The 15,542-nt window shown below is 51.6% G+C and carries 11 protein-coding genes; 4 read left to right on the top strand and 7 right to left on the bottom strand.

Going from position 1 to position 15,542, the window contains the following annotated elements; genetic code table 11:
• Positions 1 to 529: 529 nt before the first annotated feature.
• The 6 genes from ACWHYD_RS05240 to ACWHYD_RS05265 all read right to left on the bottom strand — a co-directional run bounded on the left by ACWHYD_RS05240 (position 530) and on the right by ACWHYD_RS05265 (position 10,661).
• Entirely contained in the window at positions 530 to 2,614 is a 2,085-nt protein-coding gene (locus ACWHYD_RS05240) for an amylo-alpha-1,6-glucosidase (protein ID WP_447964857.1), read from the bottom strand.
• A gap of 3 nt (positions 2,615 to 2,617) precedes the next feature.
• Positions 2,618 to 5,287, bottom strand: coding sequence for an MGH1-like glycoside hydrolase domain-containing protein (locus ACWHYD_RS05245; RefSeq protein ID WP_447964858.1), 2,670 nt, complete (start codon positions 5,285 to 5,287; stop codon positions 2,618 to 2,620).
• 697 nt (positions 5,288 to 5,984) lie between these two features.
• On the bottom strand, positions 5,985 to 7,322 hold the full coding sequence (locus ACWHYD_RS05250; protein WP_447964859.1) for a M20/M25/M40 family metallo-hydrolase: 1,338 nt from the start codon (positions 7,320 to 7,322) through the stop codon (positions 5,985 to 5,987).
• 499 nt (positions 7,323 to 7,821) lie between these two features.
• Entirely contained in the window at positions 7,822 to 8,634 is an 813-nt protein-coding gene (locus ACWHYD_RS05255) for an SDR family NAD(P)-dependent oxidoreductase (RefSeq protein WP_447964860.1), read from the bottom strand.
• A gap of 13 nt (positions 8,635 to 8,647) precedes the next feature.
• Positions 8,648 to 9,622, bottom strand: a complete 975-nt coding sequence (locus ACWHYD_RS05260) for an LLM class oxidoreductase (protein ID WP_447964861.1) — start codon at positions 9,620 to 9,622, stop codon at positions 8,648 to 8,650.
• A 52-nt stretch (positions 9,623 to 9,674) separates the two neighbouring features.
• Positions 9,675 to 10,661 (bottom strand): zinc-dependent alcohol dehydrogenase family protein, encoded by a 987-nt coding sequence (locus ACWHYD_RS05265; protein ID WP_447964862.1) that lies wholly within the window; start codon positions 10,659 to 10,661, stop codon positions 9,675 to 9,677.
• A gap of 485 nt (positions 10,662 to 11,146) precedes the next feature.
• On the opposite strand from ACWHYD_RS05265, the gene ACWHYD_RS05270 reads away from it, so the two are divergent.
• Together ACWHYD_RS05270 and ACWHYD_RS05275 are read left to right on the top strand one after the other, a co-directional pair.
• Positions 11,147 to 12,463 carry a hypothetical protein gene (locus ACWHYD_RS05270; protein ID WP_447964863.1) on the top strand — a complete coding sequence of 439 codons (1,317 nt, stop codon included), beginning with the start codon at positions 11,147 to 11,149 and terminating at the stop codon, positions 12,461 to 12,463.
• Positions 12,464 to 12,531: 68 nt separating this feature from the next.
• Entirely contained in the window at positions 12,532 to 13,434 is a 903-nt protein-coding gene (locus tag ACWHYD_RS05275) for an NAD(P)-dependent oxidoreductase (protein WP_447964864.1), read from the top strand.
• Positions 13,435 to 13,798: 364 nt separating this feature from the next.
• On the opposite strand, the gene ACWHYD_RS05280 is transcribed toward ACWHYD_RS05275, so the two are convergent.
• A complete protein-coding gene (locus ACWHYD_RS05280; RefSeq protein WP_447964865.1) occupies positions 13,799 to 14,257 on the bottom strand; it encodes a hypothetical protein in 459 nt (152 codons plus the stop codon).
• A 275-nt stretch (positions 14,258 to 14,532) separates the two neighbouring features.
• Here ACWHYD_RS05280 and ACWHYD_RS05285 point away from each other — a divergent pair, with 275 nt between their 5' ends.
• Both ACWHYD_RS05285 and ACWHYD_RS05290 read left to right on the top strand, forming a co-directional pair.
• On the top strand, positions 14,533 to 15,132 hold the full coding sequence (locus tag ACWHYD_RS05285; RefSeq protein ID WP_447964866.1) for a Slp family lipoprotein: 600 nt from the start codon (positions 14,533 to 14,535) through the stop codon (positions 15,130 to 15,132).
• Positions 15,133 to 15,229: 97 nt separating this feature from the next.
• Positions 15,230 to 15,529, top strand: coding sequence for a hypothetical protein (locus tag ACWHYD_RS05290; protein ID WP_447964867.1), 300 nt, complete (start codon positions 15,230 to 15,232; stop codon positions 15,527 to 15,529).
• The last annotated feature ends 13 nt before the right edge of the window (positions 15,530 to 15,542 follow it).

Below are 15,542 nucleotides of genomic sequence, written 5' to 3' on the forward strand. Positions count from 1 at the left end.
TGGGAAGTATTTATTACTGTGACGTATGAATTACTCCTTTGGTTGATATCCGACCACGAAGGTTTGACCCATGTGAGCAGCCGACCTCATCCGGTCAACCGACCGGAAAGGCAGGAAGTCTTGGGGTCCGTCGGGTTCCTGGGCACTTATCGCCGATTGTCGAGATCATGAGTAATACGGTTTCTTGCCGGTACGGGGGCTTCAGAAAAAAGCCACGGCCAGTGTGTTAGGAACTGACGTGAGTGTGTCGGCCGCTGGCCGTCCGTTCTGCATCCGGTCTGCCACGATCCAGAGAAATGGGACCGTCAGACTATAGACAAACCACTCATTAACTTCAAATTCCCTCAACCCCTTTCAACGGAAGACCATTAGGGAGATGAACGAAGAGAAACCCGTGGTAGAAAGTGTCATCTTGAGCCATTCGGTAGGGTAAGTCCAAGGTCCATCCAAGGATTTTCCTGAGCCGTGGCATCTTCAGGCTGGGCTCAGTGACAACTTTAATGGAGACTTCAAGGATGCCAGGTTAGTCTTACTTTTGGGGAGTGTGGTTTTCTTTTGTTTCTCTGTGGGCGGAAGGTTGAATGAGATGCCAGGCGCGGAGGACTTCGGCGACGGTCCAGGCTTGGGCAATGCAACCTTGCGGGGCAAACGGTGGTTGTCCGTCAAAAATTTCGCCGAGCGTTCCCAGTCCGTAATCATTGAGATGATGAGCCATCGGGACAAGATGAGACAGCGCAACTTCGGCATTGTGATAGACCCGAAAATGTGCCAGCACGAAAGGACCCAGGAGCCAGCCCCAGACCGTCCCCTGATGATAGGCTCTATCCCTCTGCCGGATATCTCCTTCATATTGTCCCACATATTGGGAATCATCCTGTCCCAAGCTGCGTAATCCATATGTTGTGTAGAGATGTTGGGCGCAATAGTCGACGACCGCATGCTGCTGCTTGTAGGTGAGTGGACTGTGTGGTAACGACACGGCGAACAATTGATTGGGGCGTGGGGCCGGATCATGTCCATGGGGTCCGTCCAGCACGTCATAGCAGCGGTGTAATGGTTCGTCCCAGAACCGTTGAAAGGATGCGTGGATGGCCTTGGCTGTTTGCAGAAATTCCTCGTGCGGTTCTTTCAAGGTTTTGGCCAATTGTCCCAAGGTAAGCCAGGCTTGATACCACAGCGCATTGATTTCGACCGGTTTGCCGATGCGGGGCGTCACGACCCAGTCTCCGATCTTGGCATCCATCCAGGTGAGCTGCACCCCCGTCTCCCCGGCATGAAGGAGGTGATCGGCGGGATCCATGCCGATTCCAAACCTGGTGCCCTTGCGGTACCACGCCAGCATCTCGACAAGCACGGGAAAGATCGTTTTGAGAAAGACGTGGTCATCGGAGGCGTCCACATATTGGCGGACAGCCTCGACGTACCAGAGCGTGGCATCGACACTATTGTATTCCGGCGCTTCTCCCTCCTCGGGGAATCGGTTGGGAAGCATGCCTTGGTCGGCATATTGCGCAAAGGTGGAAAGAATGCTGCGAGCGATGTCAAAGCGTTTGGTGGTCAGCGTCAGTCCGGGCAGACTGATCATGGTGTCTCTCCCCCAATCTCCAAACCAATGATAGCCGGCGATGATCGTGTGGCCGGTGTCGTTGGGTGAGAGGGGACGAGAGGCGATGAACTGGTCGGCGGCCAGCGTGAGCTGTTGGATCCAGGTTGGCCCATTCGGGGGTGAGTGTTTTGGCGTTGATTCCGATTGGAGCAATGCCGTTTCATGACGTCGGCGTGATTCGAAACAGGAAGCAGCGGGTCTGGACGGCTTTAGACGGGTGCTGGCCATCCAGGTCATCTGTTCGCCTGGTTTTAAGTCGAGGCTCCAGGTGCCGATGTGCAGATGATGCTCCCGATCGGGAAGTCCGCGCTCCCGTTCCAGGGGCAGATGATAATTGTGAAACCAGGTACTGACGCTCTCTACCAACCCATCCGACGCGGAGAGGATAAACGGAGCACCTCCTGTGGGGAGAATTTGTAGTCCATGGGGTACGGGCGTGGTGGAGAATTCCGGCAGGGTGTCCAGCGTCGTCCCGTGATAATCCCGATGATTAATAAAGGCGCGCAGATTGAGCCGAACCGGAAGGGTTCCCCGGATCAAGGTATACCTGACATACGTGGTATTCTCCCCCGGCTCCATCCAAATTCGTTTTTCCAATTGTGCGTCGGCGATGGCAAACGTCCAGACCGGCGTGGTGCCTTCCAAACGGAACCGCTCCAGATATAAAAAGCCGGTGGGTGCAATCGTGCCTCCATCCCAATGATTTGTTGAAAGTTGTACCGTCTGCTCCCGGTATTTCACGGTCTCTTCCAGCTTGCTGACTAATAAGGTCCGCCCGAGAGGTGGCTTGAGCGCGGCCATCAATAGCCCGTGATATCGGCGGGTGAGAGAGCCGGCTACCGTGCCGGAGGCGAATCCTCCGATGCCGTTAGTGACGAGCCATTCCCGGCGTTCCGCCATCCAGATATCTCCGCATATCTCCCTGCCAAAATCCACGATCTGTGGCAGGATGGAGGCGGGCAGGGGAGGTGGGAAGTCCTGGTGTTGTTGTCTTCGGTCGGGAGACATATCCTATTCTCCTGATTGTTCCAATAGCTTGGTGACAAGTCCGGTCCATCCGGTTTGATGGCTGGCGCCCAATCCGGCCCCGTTGTCCCCGTGGAAATATTCATAAAATAACAAATAATCCCGCCAATGCGGATCGTTCTGAAACACGGCGACTCCTCCGTTGACCGGTCGATGGCCAGCCGTATCACGAAGGAAGATGCGATTGAGGCGACGGGAAATTTCCGCCGCGACTTGCCACAAGGTTTGTTGCGATCCCGACCCGGTCGGGCATTCAACGGTGAGATGGTCACCAAAAAAATGATGGAATTTTTGCAACGATTCGATGAGCAGAAAATTCACCGGAAACCAAATCGGTCCTCTCCAATTGGAGTTGCCGCCGAACATCCCTGTTTTGGATTCGGCCGGTTCATAATCCACGCGATGTTCATGTCCATTCAGGTGGAGCACATAGGGATGATCTTGATGGTATTTGGATAAGGCTCGTATGCCATAGGTGGAAAGAAACTCTTCTTCATCCAACATGTACTTCATGACCCTGGGGAGTTGCTCCTGATCCACAATGGAAAGCATCCGGCGCACGCTTCCATCCGGAAGACTGGTTGAACAGACATGACGCCGGAATTCCGGGCGATTCTCGATAAACCATAACAGGCGCCGTTTAAAGCCGGGCAAGGCATCCACCACTTCCGGTTCCAGGGTTTCAACGGCAAAGAGAGGAATCAACCCCACCATGGACCGGACCTTCATTTGTTGAGAATGGCCGTTCGGAACATGCAACATGTCATAATAGAACCCGTCTTCCTCATCCCACAGGGAGGCTTCGTGATTGCCTTCCCCGAAGTGATTGATGGCATGAGAGATGTAAACGAAATGTTCAAAGAACTTGCTGGCCACATCGCCATAGGCCGGATCGTGCCGTGCCAGTTCCAAGGCAATAGCCAGCATATTCAGGCAGTACATGCCCATCCAACTCGTGCCGTCCGATTGATCGATATATCCGCCTGTGGGCAGTGGTGCTGAGCGGTCGAAGACGCCGATATTATCCAGTCCCAGAAAGCCGCCTTGAAAAATATTGCGCCCGTCGGCATCTTTCCGGTTCACCCACCAGGTAAAGTTCAGCAGGAGTTTATGAAATATCTTGGCCAACCACACACGGTCGGCTTTGCCCCTGATGCGTTTTTCAATTTTATACACCCGCCAGGCTGCCCAGGCGTGGACGGGCGGATTCACATCGCCGAACGCCCACTCATACGCGGGAATTTGCCCGTTGGGATGCATGTACCATTCTCTGACCAATAACCGGAGTTGATCTTTCGCGAAGTCCGGGTCCACCAGGGCTAATGGGACGCAATGAAAGGCGAGGTCCCAGGCCGCAAACCACGGGTATTCCCATTTATCGGGCATGGAAATGATGTCTTCATTGTAGAGGTGTTTCCAATCCGCGTTCCGGCCATTTTCGCGGCCTGCGGGCGGTGGTGGCTCTGTGGGATCTCCGGCCAGCCAGGTGCGCACGTCAAAATGATAGAACTGTTTGCTCCACAGCATCCCTGCAAACGCCTGACGCTGAACGTTTTGCGCGTCCTTGGATTGCGCCGTTCCGAGTCGTTTGGCAAAAAACTCATCCGCATCTTGCTGGCGTGCAGGGAAAATGGTTTCAAACTCTTCGCCCAACTGTCCCTCGGTCGGAGGTAAATTGGTCAATCGGAGTCGATAGGTGACGCATTGTCCAGGGGCAATCAGGGGATGATAATGAACCGCAGCCTTCGTTCCCACCTGTTCCGGGTTCACCGCCTCTTTTGTGCCGGAGACGATAAAGTCATTGATCCCGTCTTTGACGTACGGATTGGCGTTGGGCACCCCATACAGCCGTTGCATGTTGGTGTCATTTTCCGTAAACAGCAATTCCGGAGTGCCTTCGCTTAACAACCACCGCGATCCATATTGTTCATGGTCGAGGTGGATGACTTGCGCATCGCCAAGGTCCTCATCCCTATTGAGTGTGGGACGGGGAGCATGCGGCGTCCAGGACCAGGTATTGCGAAACCAGATGGTCGGTAATACATGAAGCTCCGCAAAATCAGGCCCCCGGTTGTGAGCGGTGATCCGGATGAGGATGTCTTCGTGCGTCGCTTTGGCATATTCGATAAACACGTCGAAGTACCGGTTGTCATCAAAGACACCCGTGTCCATCAACTCATATTCCCAATCGTGTTTGCCGCGCTTCCGGTTTTCTTCCATCAATTGGGCATAGGGAAACGGGTGTTGGGGATATTTATATAAAAACTTCATGTAGGAATGCGTCGGCGTGGAGTCCAGGTAAAAGTAATATTCTTTGACGTCCTCCCCGTGATTGCCTTCGTTCCCGGTTAATCCATACAACCGTTCCTTCAGAATGGGATCTTTTCCGTTCCAGAGAGCCAGTGCAAAACAAATCTGCTGGTGACGGTCGCAGATTCCCCCGATGCCATCTTCGCCCCACCGATAGGCCCGTGAACGTGATTGGTCATGAGAGAAGTATTCCCATGCGTCTCCATGAGGGCTGTAATCCTCACGGACCGTGCCCCATTGCCGCTCACTCAGGTAGGGTCCCCATCGTTTCCAATGCACCGTTCGCTTTTTAGATTCTTCGAGCCGTATTTCTTCTTGTGTCAGACGGGGTGTTGCTTCGGACATGGACGAGGCTCCCTATGGCAGATGTTTGAGGGTTTATGGCTGAAGTCTTTGCAGGACATGGCTAGTCGGGTCACGAATCATCTATCCACGGGAACATCCCAGCTCCGAAGTCCGGAGGCTCACAGGCTTCCATAACGGAAAACGGTTCTGAAATCTTGGCAATGTGTCACACAGTTGGGTGAAGGGTTGGTAGCCAAACAGGCCTGTGGGGAAGTGGTTGTTTGCACGTAAAAAGACTCCTGTCGGGCTTCCTTGCTCTGTTTCATAATTTTCATGTTCTCCCAGGATCTTCACGACTAGTGTATCACGAAAAAACCGTTAACTGGTCTGGGTATGTTCGGCCAGGAATAGAGGGATCAACCCCCACAAGTTCTTCATCAGGCCGTGGAATATTTCTTGATCTTCCGAAGAAACTTACAGGGTTTCAGGGGCAGTCGGTCAGGGATTATAGGAAAATGATGGTTCGAGCCATGCGATGTTGCTCTCAGAACAATCCTTTCAGCAAAGCTCAAAACAGGCTCTATAAAGTCCCGTGCCTCCCCTTGTTGTTATCCCGAGAGCAACGAGGGATCTGTGCCCAGGCAGACTAGCCGGATGCTTCGCGTACCTGCCCTAAGTCCTTCGGCTTTTACTCAGAATAAACTCCGTCGAAGGGGCTCGGCACGACTATTCTGTTCCCGGAAAGAGAAACCAATGCTTAGTGGGCTGCGACTTCAAGCAGGGTTTCGTAATAAATTCGGATTCCCGTTTCGAATTGGTCAACAGGGATTCGCTCAGCGTCACCGTGGATGGACGTGGCGAGTTCGGTGGTGAGCACGAGGGGCAGAATGCCATAGCACTTGGCCCCGCGCAGACGAAACATCCTCGAATCGGTTCCGTAAGGAATAATCATCGGCACAACGGTCGCGTCGGGATGGTGCCGTGTAATGGCATTGGACAACGCTCGAAACATTCCGGTGTCATGCGGCGTTACGACAGATTGACTCGCGGGGTGAATGACCTCAACTTTTATCTCATCGCCGAGTCGAGACTTCACCTCCGCCAGAAAGTCTTCAGCATCCATGCCCGGCAGCAAACGAGCATCGAGAGTCGCCGTGGCCAGCGAGGGAATGACATTCGTCTTGGCCGGATGTCCTACACCTGACTGGAGCGAGGTGAGCGAGACCGTCGTCTGCCTGATGGCGTTCGTGAACTGGTTTGGCTCAAGCTTTCCGAGCTTGGTCACGAGTGCGTCAAGGACAGGATTGGAGACGGTCGGAAATGGCGCATTGAAAAGCCTGGTAAGCGCACGCATCAGTTTATCATTCGGATTGTGATCGTTCGGTTGAGAGCCGTGTCCGGCGATGCCACGGGCCGACACACGGAGCCAGAATGCCCGCTTCTCCGCAACGGAGATACCGAAAACCAACTTCCCGTTCACGAAAATCTCACGACTGCCAAATCCCCCCTCGTCGAGAACAAATTCGGGATCGAGTTCCTCATAGTGGTTGTCGAGCAGGAAGCGGGTCCCCATTGTCCCACCGATTTCTTCGTCGTTCACCGCCAGGAAGATGACATCGCGGTCGAGCGGAATCTTCTGCCGCGCAAGCGTCAGAAACGCGTAGAGCTGAAGGACACCCGTGCCTTTCATGTCGATCGCGCCACGGCCCCAGATGTAGCCGTCTTTGAGTTCGCCGCCAAAGGGATTCATGCCATTCCAGCGACTCGCGTCTGCGGGCACAACATCCATATGGTGAAGTAGCAGAATCGGCTTGGCCTTGCCCGTGCCCTTAAGCCGGGCGGAAAGATTAATTTTTCCTGGTGCGGCTTCGTACCGCGTGACCGTGATCCTCTCTTTCTCAAGAAGCTTCTGAAGGAAGTCGGTTGGCTCGGTGACATCACCAGGCGGATTGGTGGTGTTGAACCGAAGATACTGTTGCAAGCTGTCTACCGCCTCGCCGACGGTCCTCTTCCAGTCAACATCCTCCCCCATGGCCGCGGTTGCAGGCGCCAGCAGGAACAACAGGCAGAGAGTTCTCAGGATCAAACTTGTCATTGCGGTTGATTTGTGGGAGTTCACGTTCATGGTCTGAATAGTGGGAAAAGCCCAATAGTGTGTACCATTGGAAGACCAAAGGATACTCTTTTAATTTTTCAGGACACAATCCCGATGTTCGGCCTCACGCTTCGCCCAGAAGCTTCCCCTCGTTATGTGTCGGTGCAAGCCCTGATCTCATCTCTTTTCCCCAAAGGTTAAATGTTTATAAAGGTAAGGTGGCCTTTTTGAACGTTCTGAATCCCTGACGAGAAAGTGAAGGTATGGTTTCAAAGGCCATCTCTGTTGAACATTTTCAATTTTTTCAACAGTCTCTTGGTAATAGTGGGAGCCACCATTGTGTAGGCTTCCCCTGTCTAGGTGATCAGTGCCTTGGGCGCCAAATGCTCCTCTTTTTCCAGGCTCAGTAAATCGCCGACCTGCTTCTGTAAGTCCTCCGACGAAATCACGGAGCCTCCGCGCTCAGCTTGCAAGATGGATTATATGGAGAAAAGATGTTCTAGGATCTTTTTATTTTAATCACCACCCTCTTGATTACCCGCACAATCTCCTCGCACTTTTGGTGGTTGAGTGCATCGGAATGGGGCGAGGCAAATTGCCCCGTATCGTTGTCGAAATACTGACCGGAGGCCGTCGCGAATTCATCTGCCAAAGCCGCACGACTCAGTATTTCTGAGCCTATACCGATATCACCACCGTCCACACCGAAAGCCTCTTTCACCATTTTGCTGCCGAGCATCGACCCGGGATTAATTGCGATGATCGGTGGTCCCTCATCTTTGAGCGAAAGCCCCATAGTGCGAGACCACATTGTCAACGCAAGTTTACTTTGCGCATAAGCCGCGTCGTCGGACAGCCTGACCTGTCCGGCCAGCGCTCTCGGATCGACTGGAGACTGAGCCGCGGAGGATACATTGACTACTCTTCCGGAGGAATCAAACAGCGGCAAAAGCCGTTGCGTCAGCAGATAAGGCGCAATCGTATTGACCGCGAACCGCACATCGAGCCCGTCCTTCGTGACCGTTTGGGGCGACTGATAGACGCCAGCATTGTTGATCAATGCATCAAGCCTCGTGTGTTTTTCCGCGACGACCTTTGCGAATGCCTCGATATCGGCTATGCGAGACAGATCAGCCACATAGCTTTCAAGGCGCCCATCACCTGGCAGCACAGAAAGGGTTTTTTTCACTTCTTCCAGTTTTGCCGGATTGCGCCCGTGCAGCAAAACATGGTGACCCATAGAGATCAACAACCTGGCCGTTGCTAACCCGATCCCGTCTGTGGAACCGGTAATGAGAATGATTTTTTGCATGGGAAAGCCTTCCTCACCCGGAGAAGTCCGGCAATATGTCATCAGCTAGACGTTTCAGTGTTGTCTCGATATCTGTTTGGTTATAACGCAGGTTCAGTGCAATATGGTTGACGCCGATCTCTTCCCGCAATTTCAGATAGTCCCGAAGGTGGTGCGTACCCAATCGGAAGCCTAAATGGATTGGCTGCGGCGGGGTTTCCGGGTCTTCAGCCAGATCGACATAAAAAGGTTGCATGACGGGCTGCGGAGACCTTCCTGCTGCCTCAACCCGCGACTGCCAGTCGCGAATGATTTGCGCCTGTAGAACGGTATGACGCGGATAGATCATCCAGCCATCCCCGTTCTGCGCGATCCATTCGGGGTTTTGTTGACTTCCCCCTGTAACTAACAACGGCAACTTTCCCGACGCCGGTTTGGGAAGCATATCTATGTCGCCGTTCGGGCTGCCAAAAGCGTTATCAAAATCTGGTTGCTCGTCGCTCATGCGTCTGATGTAGTCAAAGCACTCTCGGAAACGTGCCCCTCGATCCGCGAACGGGATGTTGAGCGCCGGGTATTCATCCGGACGGTCGCCGGAAGCCACTCCAAGGATCAATCGTCCGCCCGAAAGGACGTCGGCAGTTGCTGCGGCTTTGGCAACGTGAGCCGGATGTCGTAAAGGCAGAATGATACTCGCCACCCCAAGAGCGATCCGGTCTGTTAGTCCGGCCAGCAGCCCAAGATAAACGAACGGATCGTAGGTCTGTCCCGCGTCGCCAAATGACGGAACATTGAATGGCACATCTCGTAACCAGACTGCGGAGAACCCGAGTGCTTCGGCGAGCTGAACACGTTCAATGTGGCGGTGCATTTCCGGTACAGGACCCTTGGTGTAGTTCTCAATTGGCACGACCAGACCAAGGCTCAACCGGTTTGCGCGGAACACGGAGTTGTATCCTCGATTGATAGACTGGAATCCGGTTGTGTCGAAGTTCGCCTCCAGTGTCATCTCGCAAAGCCTCCGAATGGTTTCGGCCGTTGTTGATGATGCCTTACAATTCTCAATTTTCAACAACCACTTTACCCATAGCTTGTCCACTCTCTAAGCGAGCATGGGCTTGTCCAACTTCTTCAAGGGAATGACGCTTTTCATCAAGCACAGGTTTGAGGCTGCCAGATTCAACAATCTGAGTTAAGTTACGCAAAATCTCCCCATGTGTTTCTCGTTTAAAATTATGCAGGATGGGAATTAACATAAATACGACATGCAACGACAATCCCTTAAAGTGGGCCACAGTTAAGTCCAGCTCACATAAGGCAACGGTAGAGGCAATTTGACCATTGAGTGCAGCTGCCTCAAATGAGTTCGCCATATTTGCACCGCCAACAGAATCGAACACCAAATCAAATCCTGACCCATTGGTATGTTTGGCAACGTACTGCTCAACCGTTTCAGTTTTATAGTTGATGGCAGTTGCCCCCAGTTGTTCGATCAATGCCAATTGTTTTGCACCGCCACCCGTCGAATACACTTTGGCACCAAAATGTTTTGCCAGCTGCAAAGCCACATGGCCAACGCCACCAGAACCACCATGCACCAGAACTTTTTGGCCCTGCTTGATACCTGCTCGAGTCAAACCTTCGTAGGCAGTAATGGCAACCAATGGCAATGCCGCGGCTTCTCGCATCGACAAATTCTTTGGCTTATGGGCGATTAAGTTGCGATCCGCCACTATGTATTCAGTCAATGTGCCGGGTAAACCTGCTAACCCACCTGCACATCCATATACTTCATCGCCGATTGAATATTCTTTAACACCGTTGCCGACTTCCTCAATCTCGCCGGCAAAGTCGGTTCCTAAAATGGCCGGCGTATCAGGAGATAACGGTAACTCTTTACCCATTTTTCGAATCATGGTATCAACGGCGTTTACGCTTGATGCCGCGATCTTTACGAGAACATGACCGGCTTTTACTTCAGGTTTTTCAACTTCCGTCGCTTCAAATACGGCGTCTTCGCCATAGGCATTCACAAGCATAGCTTTCATGGCGTGTCCCCTTCCTAATGAATGCAGCTGAGTATGATCGTCTTGGACTTTTCCGAGCTGCTTATTAATGTTATGTCTAACATACGGAAAAGCTAAATGTTCAACAAGTACGCACATAAAATTTGAATGTTGGGTGGTCTCTGTTCTCCTGGAATTTGTTTAAGCTACCCTGGAGTTATTTTTTGCTTTATGGCCCCAATTCGAGCTCAGCCGTCCTGCCCAATCGGCACGCCGTCTGTACAGTAAACGTCTTATTGAGTTCGAGCGGGACCTGATCGCGCAGCACGTAATAGCAAGCCAGTGGGAGTTTATGAGCCACCGCCTTGATGGCCACCACCCCATGCGTCTGAACCTCTCAATTTAAACCAGTATAAAAAGGGAAGATCCAGGAGCGGTCAATTGACTATCCGGAGGTGTTTTCCCAACAATAGGCAGGAAATTTGTGTTGAAATTTCTTTCCATTCTTTCTGATTAAGGAACGCACTATGTTTCAAAAATTTCAAAGGACACGCCAAGCGCTCATCGTCAATCATTCATCCTATCCATTTTTGCAACACCGACATGTTGTGACGCTCAAGGGCTGTTTCTTGACTTTGATCTTGGGAGTCGGCTTGTTGATTCAATCTGTCTTGTTACCTATGCCGGCCTTTTCCGAATCGGAAGAGATTTATCCAGAGGGGGATAAAGAATATTTTAAAGCCCTCATAGAACTCGAAAAAGACGAGGAGTATAAAAAATTCTTGCTTCAAAGTGTTTCATACGCCGGTGATAAGAAAGTGGATTATATTGACTATAAAGGTGTCAGACCCACTGTCGATGGACAAGGAGCCGACCCTGCTGATACTGAGACAGATGCCGCTCATTTCAGGAAACAAACATACGAAGCCATGCGCGACCTGGATTGGTTTAGGAAAAACAATTATCAAAATTTCATCCGAAACGTGGGGCAGAATATTTATCCCTTGATCATTGCGAGTGACTATGAGCCGGGCAAAGAGGGGGTTGGCAGTACTTATTACCTGTACCGTAGAGGACTTCCTGTCGAAACAGTCACGCCTACGTCAGTCATGTATGAGATGGAGAAAATCCTTGCGCACCTGCCAATGGGAGTCTTTTTTTTAATCTCCCCCTACTTTGATAATGTGGCCAATCGACCAGAGGGATGGGAAGAACCGCTGATTGAATATAAGAAACACGTGGAAAATATTAAAGACGTTCTGGAAAAAAGTGATATGAGTCCAGCCACATCCGTCAGAGCTCTTAAAATGTTAGATATGGTGCATGAATATTTACAGGACTGTATCGCAAATGGTTCCGGTGATGAGAAATCGTATAGTGCGTTTGCTCATAACATCATCCCTTTCGTTGCCGAGGCCATGAAAGCCGCTGTGGAGTTGCAAACACAAGCGGGGTTGAGCGCAATGAGCCAATGGAAAAAAGAGTTAGGTCCGCAAGAGTGGGACAAACTCCATGTGGTGATTCCCGTGGTGTGGCCCGTGGCTCAAGGCAATCCACGACGGCAGTTGTTTGAACATCTCATGACTCCTGAACGGGCAAAAACCAACATCTTTGAAGTTCATGCAAGTTCGCACGATGAGGCCCGGACGACCTTAGGCCGAATAAAAGGTGATTCGGTGATGGCCAGCCTTACCTTTGACAAGAACACTCCCTTTGGCATGGGCAGTTACTTACGGTTATCCTCACCAACAGATCTCGTTCAGGGGGCTACTAAAGAGGAATTAAAGAAGTACCCGAAAACACAAGAAAATATTCTCCCTCTGAAAACACCCCACAGCAATTAAGAGAAGGGGTTTACGTTTAAATGTTTATGCGTTTTGCAAGAGGCTGCTAGGCAAGGATGGAGGAGGACGTGAATACACAAACTGAAAAAATTGGATTTGTGGGGGTGGGGCGGATGGGGGCCAATATGGCTCGCCGGCTTCAGGATGTGGGTTATCCCGTGACCGTGGTTTTCGATGTGGACAGCGAACGGGCCAAGGCTCTGGCCAAAGAATTGGATTGTGAGGCCGTGTCCACACCGGGTGAGGTGGCAGCCTTATCGAATACGATCTTTACCGTGGTGACCGATGATGGCGCGATGCGGGAAATCTTTTCAGAGAGTAATCAGGTAAGTCTCTTGAAGAATGCCGAGGGACGGTTGTTTGTGAATTGTGCGACGCTGTCCCCTCAGGTTCATATTGATATCGAAAAGCAAGTTGAAGCTCGCGGTGGGAAGACTCTGGAAGCATGTATGGCCAGCAGCATTCCTCAAGCGCGCGAGGGCACCTTATACCTCATGTGCGGGGGCAAGCCTGAAGTCTTCGAACGAGCCAAACCGATTTTAACCACCTTAAGCGCTCAACTACGTCTCATTGGCCCCGCCGGTCAAGCCGCTAAGGTCAAGGCCTTGGTGAATATGGTGATGAATATCAATACCGCCGGTTTGGCAGAGGGGTTGGGACTGGGAGATGCTCTTGGGCTGGATCTGACGATGTTACGAGAAGTCTTTGGCCAAACGGGAGCGGCGTCGAGAGTGTTGGAAACCGATGGGGCCGATATGCAAAATCGCGATCACGAATGTTATTTTTCGGTGGAACATGCCGCAAAGGATTCCGGCATTGCCCTGGCCATGGCTCAAACCCAAGGTCTGACTCTGCCTCTGGCCAAAGCGACGTTGGAGCAATATCAGCGATTGGTGAAGTTGGGGAAAGGTGAGTTGGATAAATCCGGTGTTGCCGAACTGACCTTTAAAGACCGCTCATCCCGACAATAGTATCAAACTCGTTTTCTCTTCTTCCTTACGATCAAAGAGGCTATTGTCATCCCGATCTATTCGGGAATGCTCGGGACAAGGTCTCCCGAAGGATCACGCTGAGCGGTAGCATTGTCCATCTGGGCACAGATGCTTCGCCATGGGCTCAGCATGACAAGTTGCTTTGGGACTACCTGAGTGGAACGAAGGATCTGGCGGAGACGTGGAATCGTCAACCTTGGCACAGACCCTTCGTCGTGGTCTCAGGATGAACGGTCGGTTGAAGGGGGGTGGCAAGCACGCATTGCTTACCCGCTTACTCTTCAGGATGAAATCAAAATTTTCCTATTTAATCCCACCCCTTCAAGTTTTGCGGGACAACCGTCTATTTGCTCAGGAGGGTTTTGCCATATTCCTGGGCCTGTTGGACCAGTTGCTCAACCGTTTTTATGGCTTTCCCCACATTTCTCCCTACAGTTTTCCCTAACGTTCTCCCGGTTTCCTTGGCTGCGGTGCTAACGGTGTTTTTCGCTTTTTGAGTCTTCTTTTGAGCGGTCTTAGTGGTCGAGGCCACTGTCTTTGCGCCTTTCTTTTTTAATTGGCTCACGGTTTTCTTTGCACTCGAGGAAACGCTGGCAGCTCGCTTGGTCGCTGTTTTCTTGGCTTGGGATATGGTGCTTTTTGCCTCTTTGGTTGCGCTCTTGGCTTTTTTGATCCCGGTTTTGGCCGCGGTCTTGGCTTGCTTGGCCACTGCCGCTGATTTTTTCTTTGCCGCCGCTTTGACTTGAGAGGCTTTCTTGGATGCTTGTCTCGCCGTGCTCTTTACCGCTTTTTTTACAGCCATCGTCTGCTCCTTTGGTGTATGTAGAGGTCATTGGATAGTTATACGTGAAATGTAACCTGGAACAAGGGAAATCACAAGTTAAAGAACCAACCGATCATAGGTGTATGCGATTCGTGTATGGAACACATGTGTCCTGTGATTTCTCGGTGGCCTCTGAAGAAACTAAATGATTCGGAATCTCCTCAATCGGGCAGAAAAGCTTTTCATGCCGTTTTTTCCTCTTCAAAGGCCCGGGATAGGGGGTATAATGCCACCAGGGGGTGAGAGAGGAATCTATGAAAATTGGAGTATGGATCATTCATCTGGCGGTTCTGTCGGTTGGCCTGAGTGGGTGCGCGACATTTTCCTCATCCCCTTTTTCCACCAACCAGGAAGCGCAGGTGACGACCGGCATATCATTTTCCCAGGTGGTTCAAGATTCCTCCGCGCATACAGGCCAGATTGTGAAGGTGGGCGGGGTGGTGTTATCTGCGAAACGTTTCATGGACCGGACCGAAGTGATGGTGCTTCAAATCCCTTTAGACAACGATTCTGTTCCAGAATGGGACCGGACGGAATCCAAAGGCCGTTTCATTGCCACTCAGAAGACTTTTCTTGATCCGGCCACGCTTCCCCAAGGCACTCGCTTAACAATGATAGGTGAAGTCACCGGGCAAGCCTCCAGGAAAGTGGATGAAGAAGAAAAAGTCTATCCTGTTCTTGCCATTCAGGCGTTGAAAGTGTGGCCACTGATTCCCCGAAACGGGTATGGGTATCGTCCCAATTGGGGGCCTTATCCATATTGGGGCGGTTATTGGGGTTCGTATTGGCCTTATCCGCCTTATGCTTTTGGGTATGTTGGGCGAGGGTATGGTGGCGGGAGACGGTTTCGTTGATAGAAATGGTCCATTTCCCAGCTGATTGACTTCAGTTTGAGTAAAGGTGCAGAGTAATTTTTCCCTCTCATTCACGTTCTTCCTTAAGGAGGTTTTTATGAAGCAGGTACTATCTGCAGTCCTTTCCGTGTTGTTTGTGGTGGGTTTAGTCGGAGTGTCCTCCGCAGGAATGAAAGATACCTTAAAGGGTGCAGCCGAAAAGCCACCGGAGACTTCAGCTGATGCTCATGCGGGCATGGACATGACGGAACATGCAAAAGAGCATGCGATTGAAGCCCAGGATGCCACGAAAAAAGAAGCCGGTGGCATGATGGATCAATTCAAGGACGGGGCCAAGGGAAAAGTAAATGAAACGCAGGAAACGGCTAACGAAAAGATTGACAGTATTGGTAAATAAGACGCCTTCCTAA

This window comes from Nitrospira sp. Ecomares 2.1 (genome assembly GCF_965152585.1).

Coding starts and splice junctions, on each gene's coding strand:
- ACWHYD_RS05240 (WP_447964857.1), bottom strand. CDS start 2,614: ATGTCTCCCGACCGAAGACAACAACACCAGGACTTCCCACCTCCCCTG.
- ACWHYD_RS05245 (WP_447964858.1), bottom strand. CDS start 5,287: ATGTCCGAAGCAACACCCCGTCTGACACAAGAAGAAATACGGCTCGAA.
- ACWHYD_RS05250 (WP_447964859.1), bottom strand. CDS start 7,322: ATGACAAGTTTGATCCTGAGAACTCTCTGCCTGTTGTTCCTGCTGGCG.
- ACWHYD_RS05255 (WP_447964860.1), bottom strand. CDS start 8,634: ATGCAAAAAATCATTCTCATTACCGGTTCCACAGACGGGATCGGGTTA.
- ACWHYD_RS05260 (WP_447964861.1), bottom strand. CDS start 9,622: ATGACACTGGAGGCGAACTTCGACACAACCGGATTCCAGTCTATCAAT.
- ACWHYD_RS05265 (WP_447964862.1), bottom strand. CDS start 10,661: ATGAAAGCTATGCTTGTGAATGCCTATGGCGAAGACGCCGTATTTGAA.
- ACWHYD_RS05270 (WP_447964863.1), top strand. CDS start 11,147: ATGTTTCAAAAATTTCAAAGGACACGCCAAGCGCTCATCGTCAATCAT.
- ACWHYD_RS05280 (WP_447964865.1), bottom strand. CDS start 14,257: ATGGCTGTAAAAAAAGCGGTAAAGAGCACGGCGAGACAAGCATCCAAG.
- ACWHYD_RS05285 (WP_447964866.1), top strand. CDS start 14,533: ATGAAAATTGGAGTATGGATCATTCATCTGGCGGTTCTGTCGGTTGGC.
- ACWHYD_RS05290 (WP_447964867.1), top strand. CDS start 15,230: ATGAAGCAGGTACTATCTGCAGTCCTTTCCGTGTTGTTTGTGGTGGGT.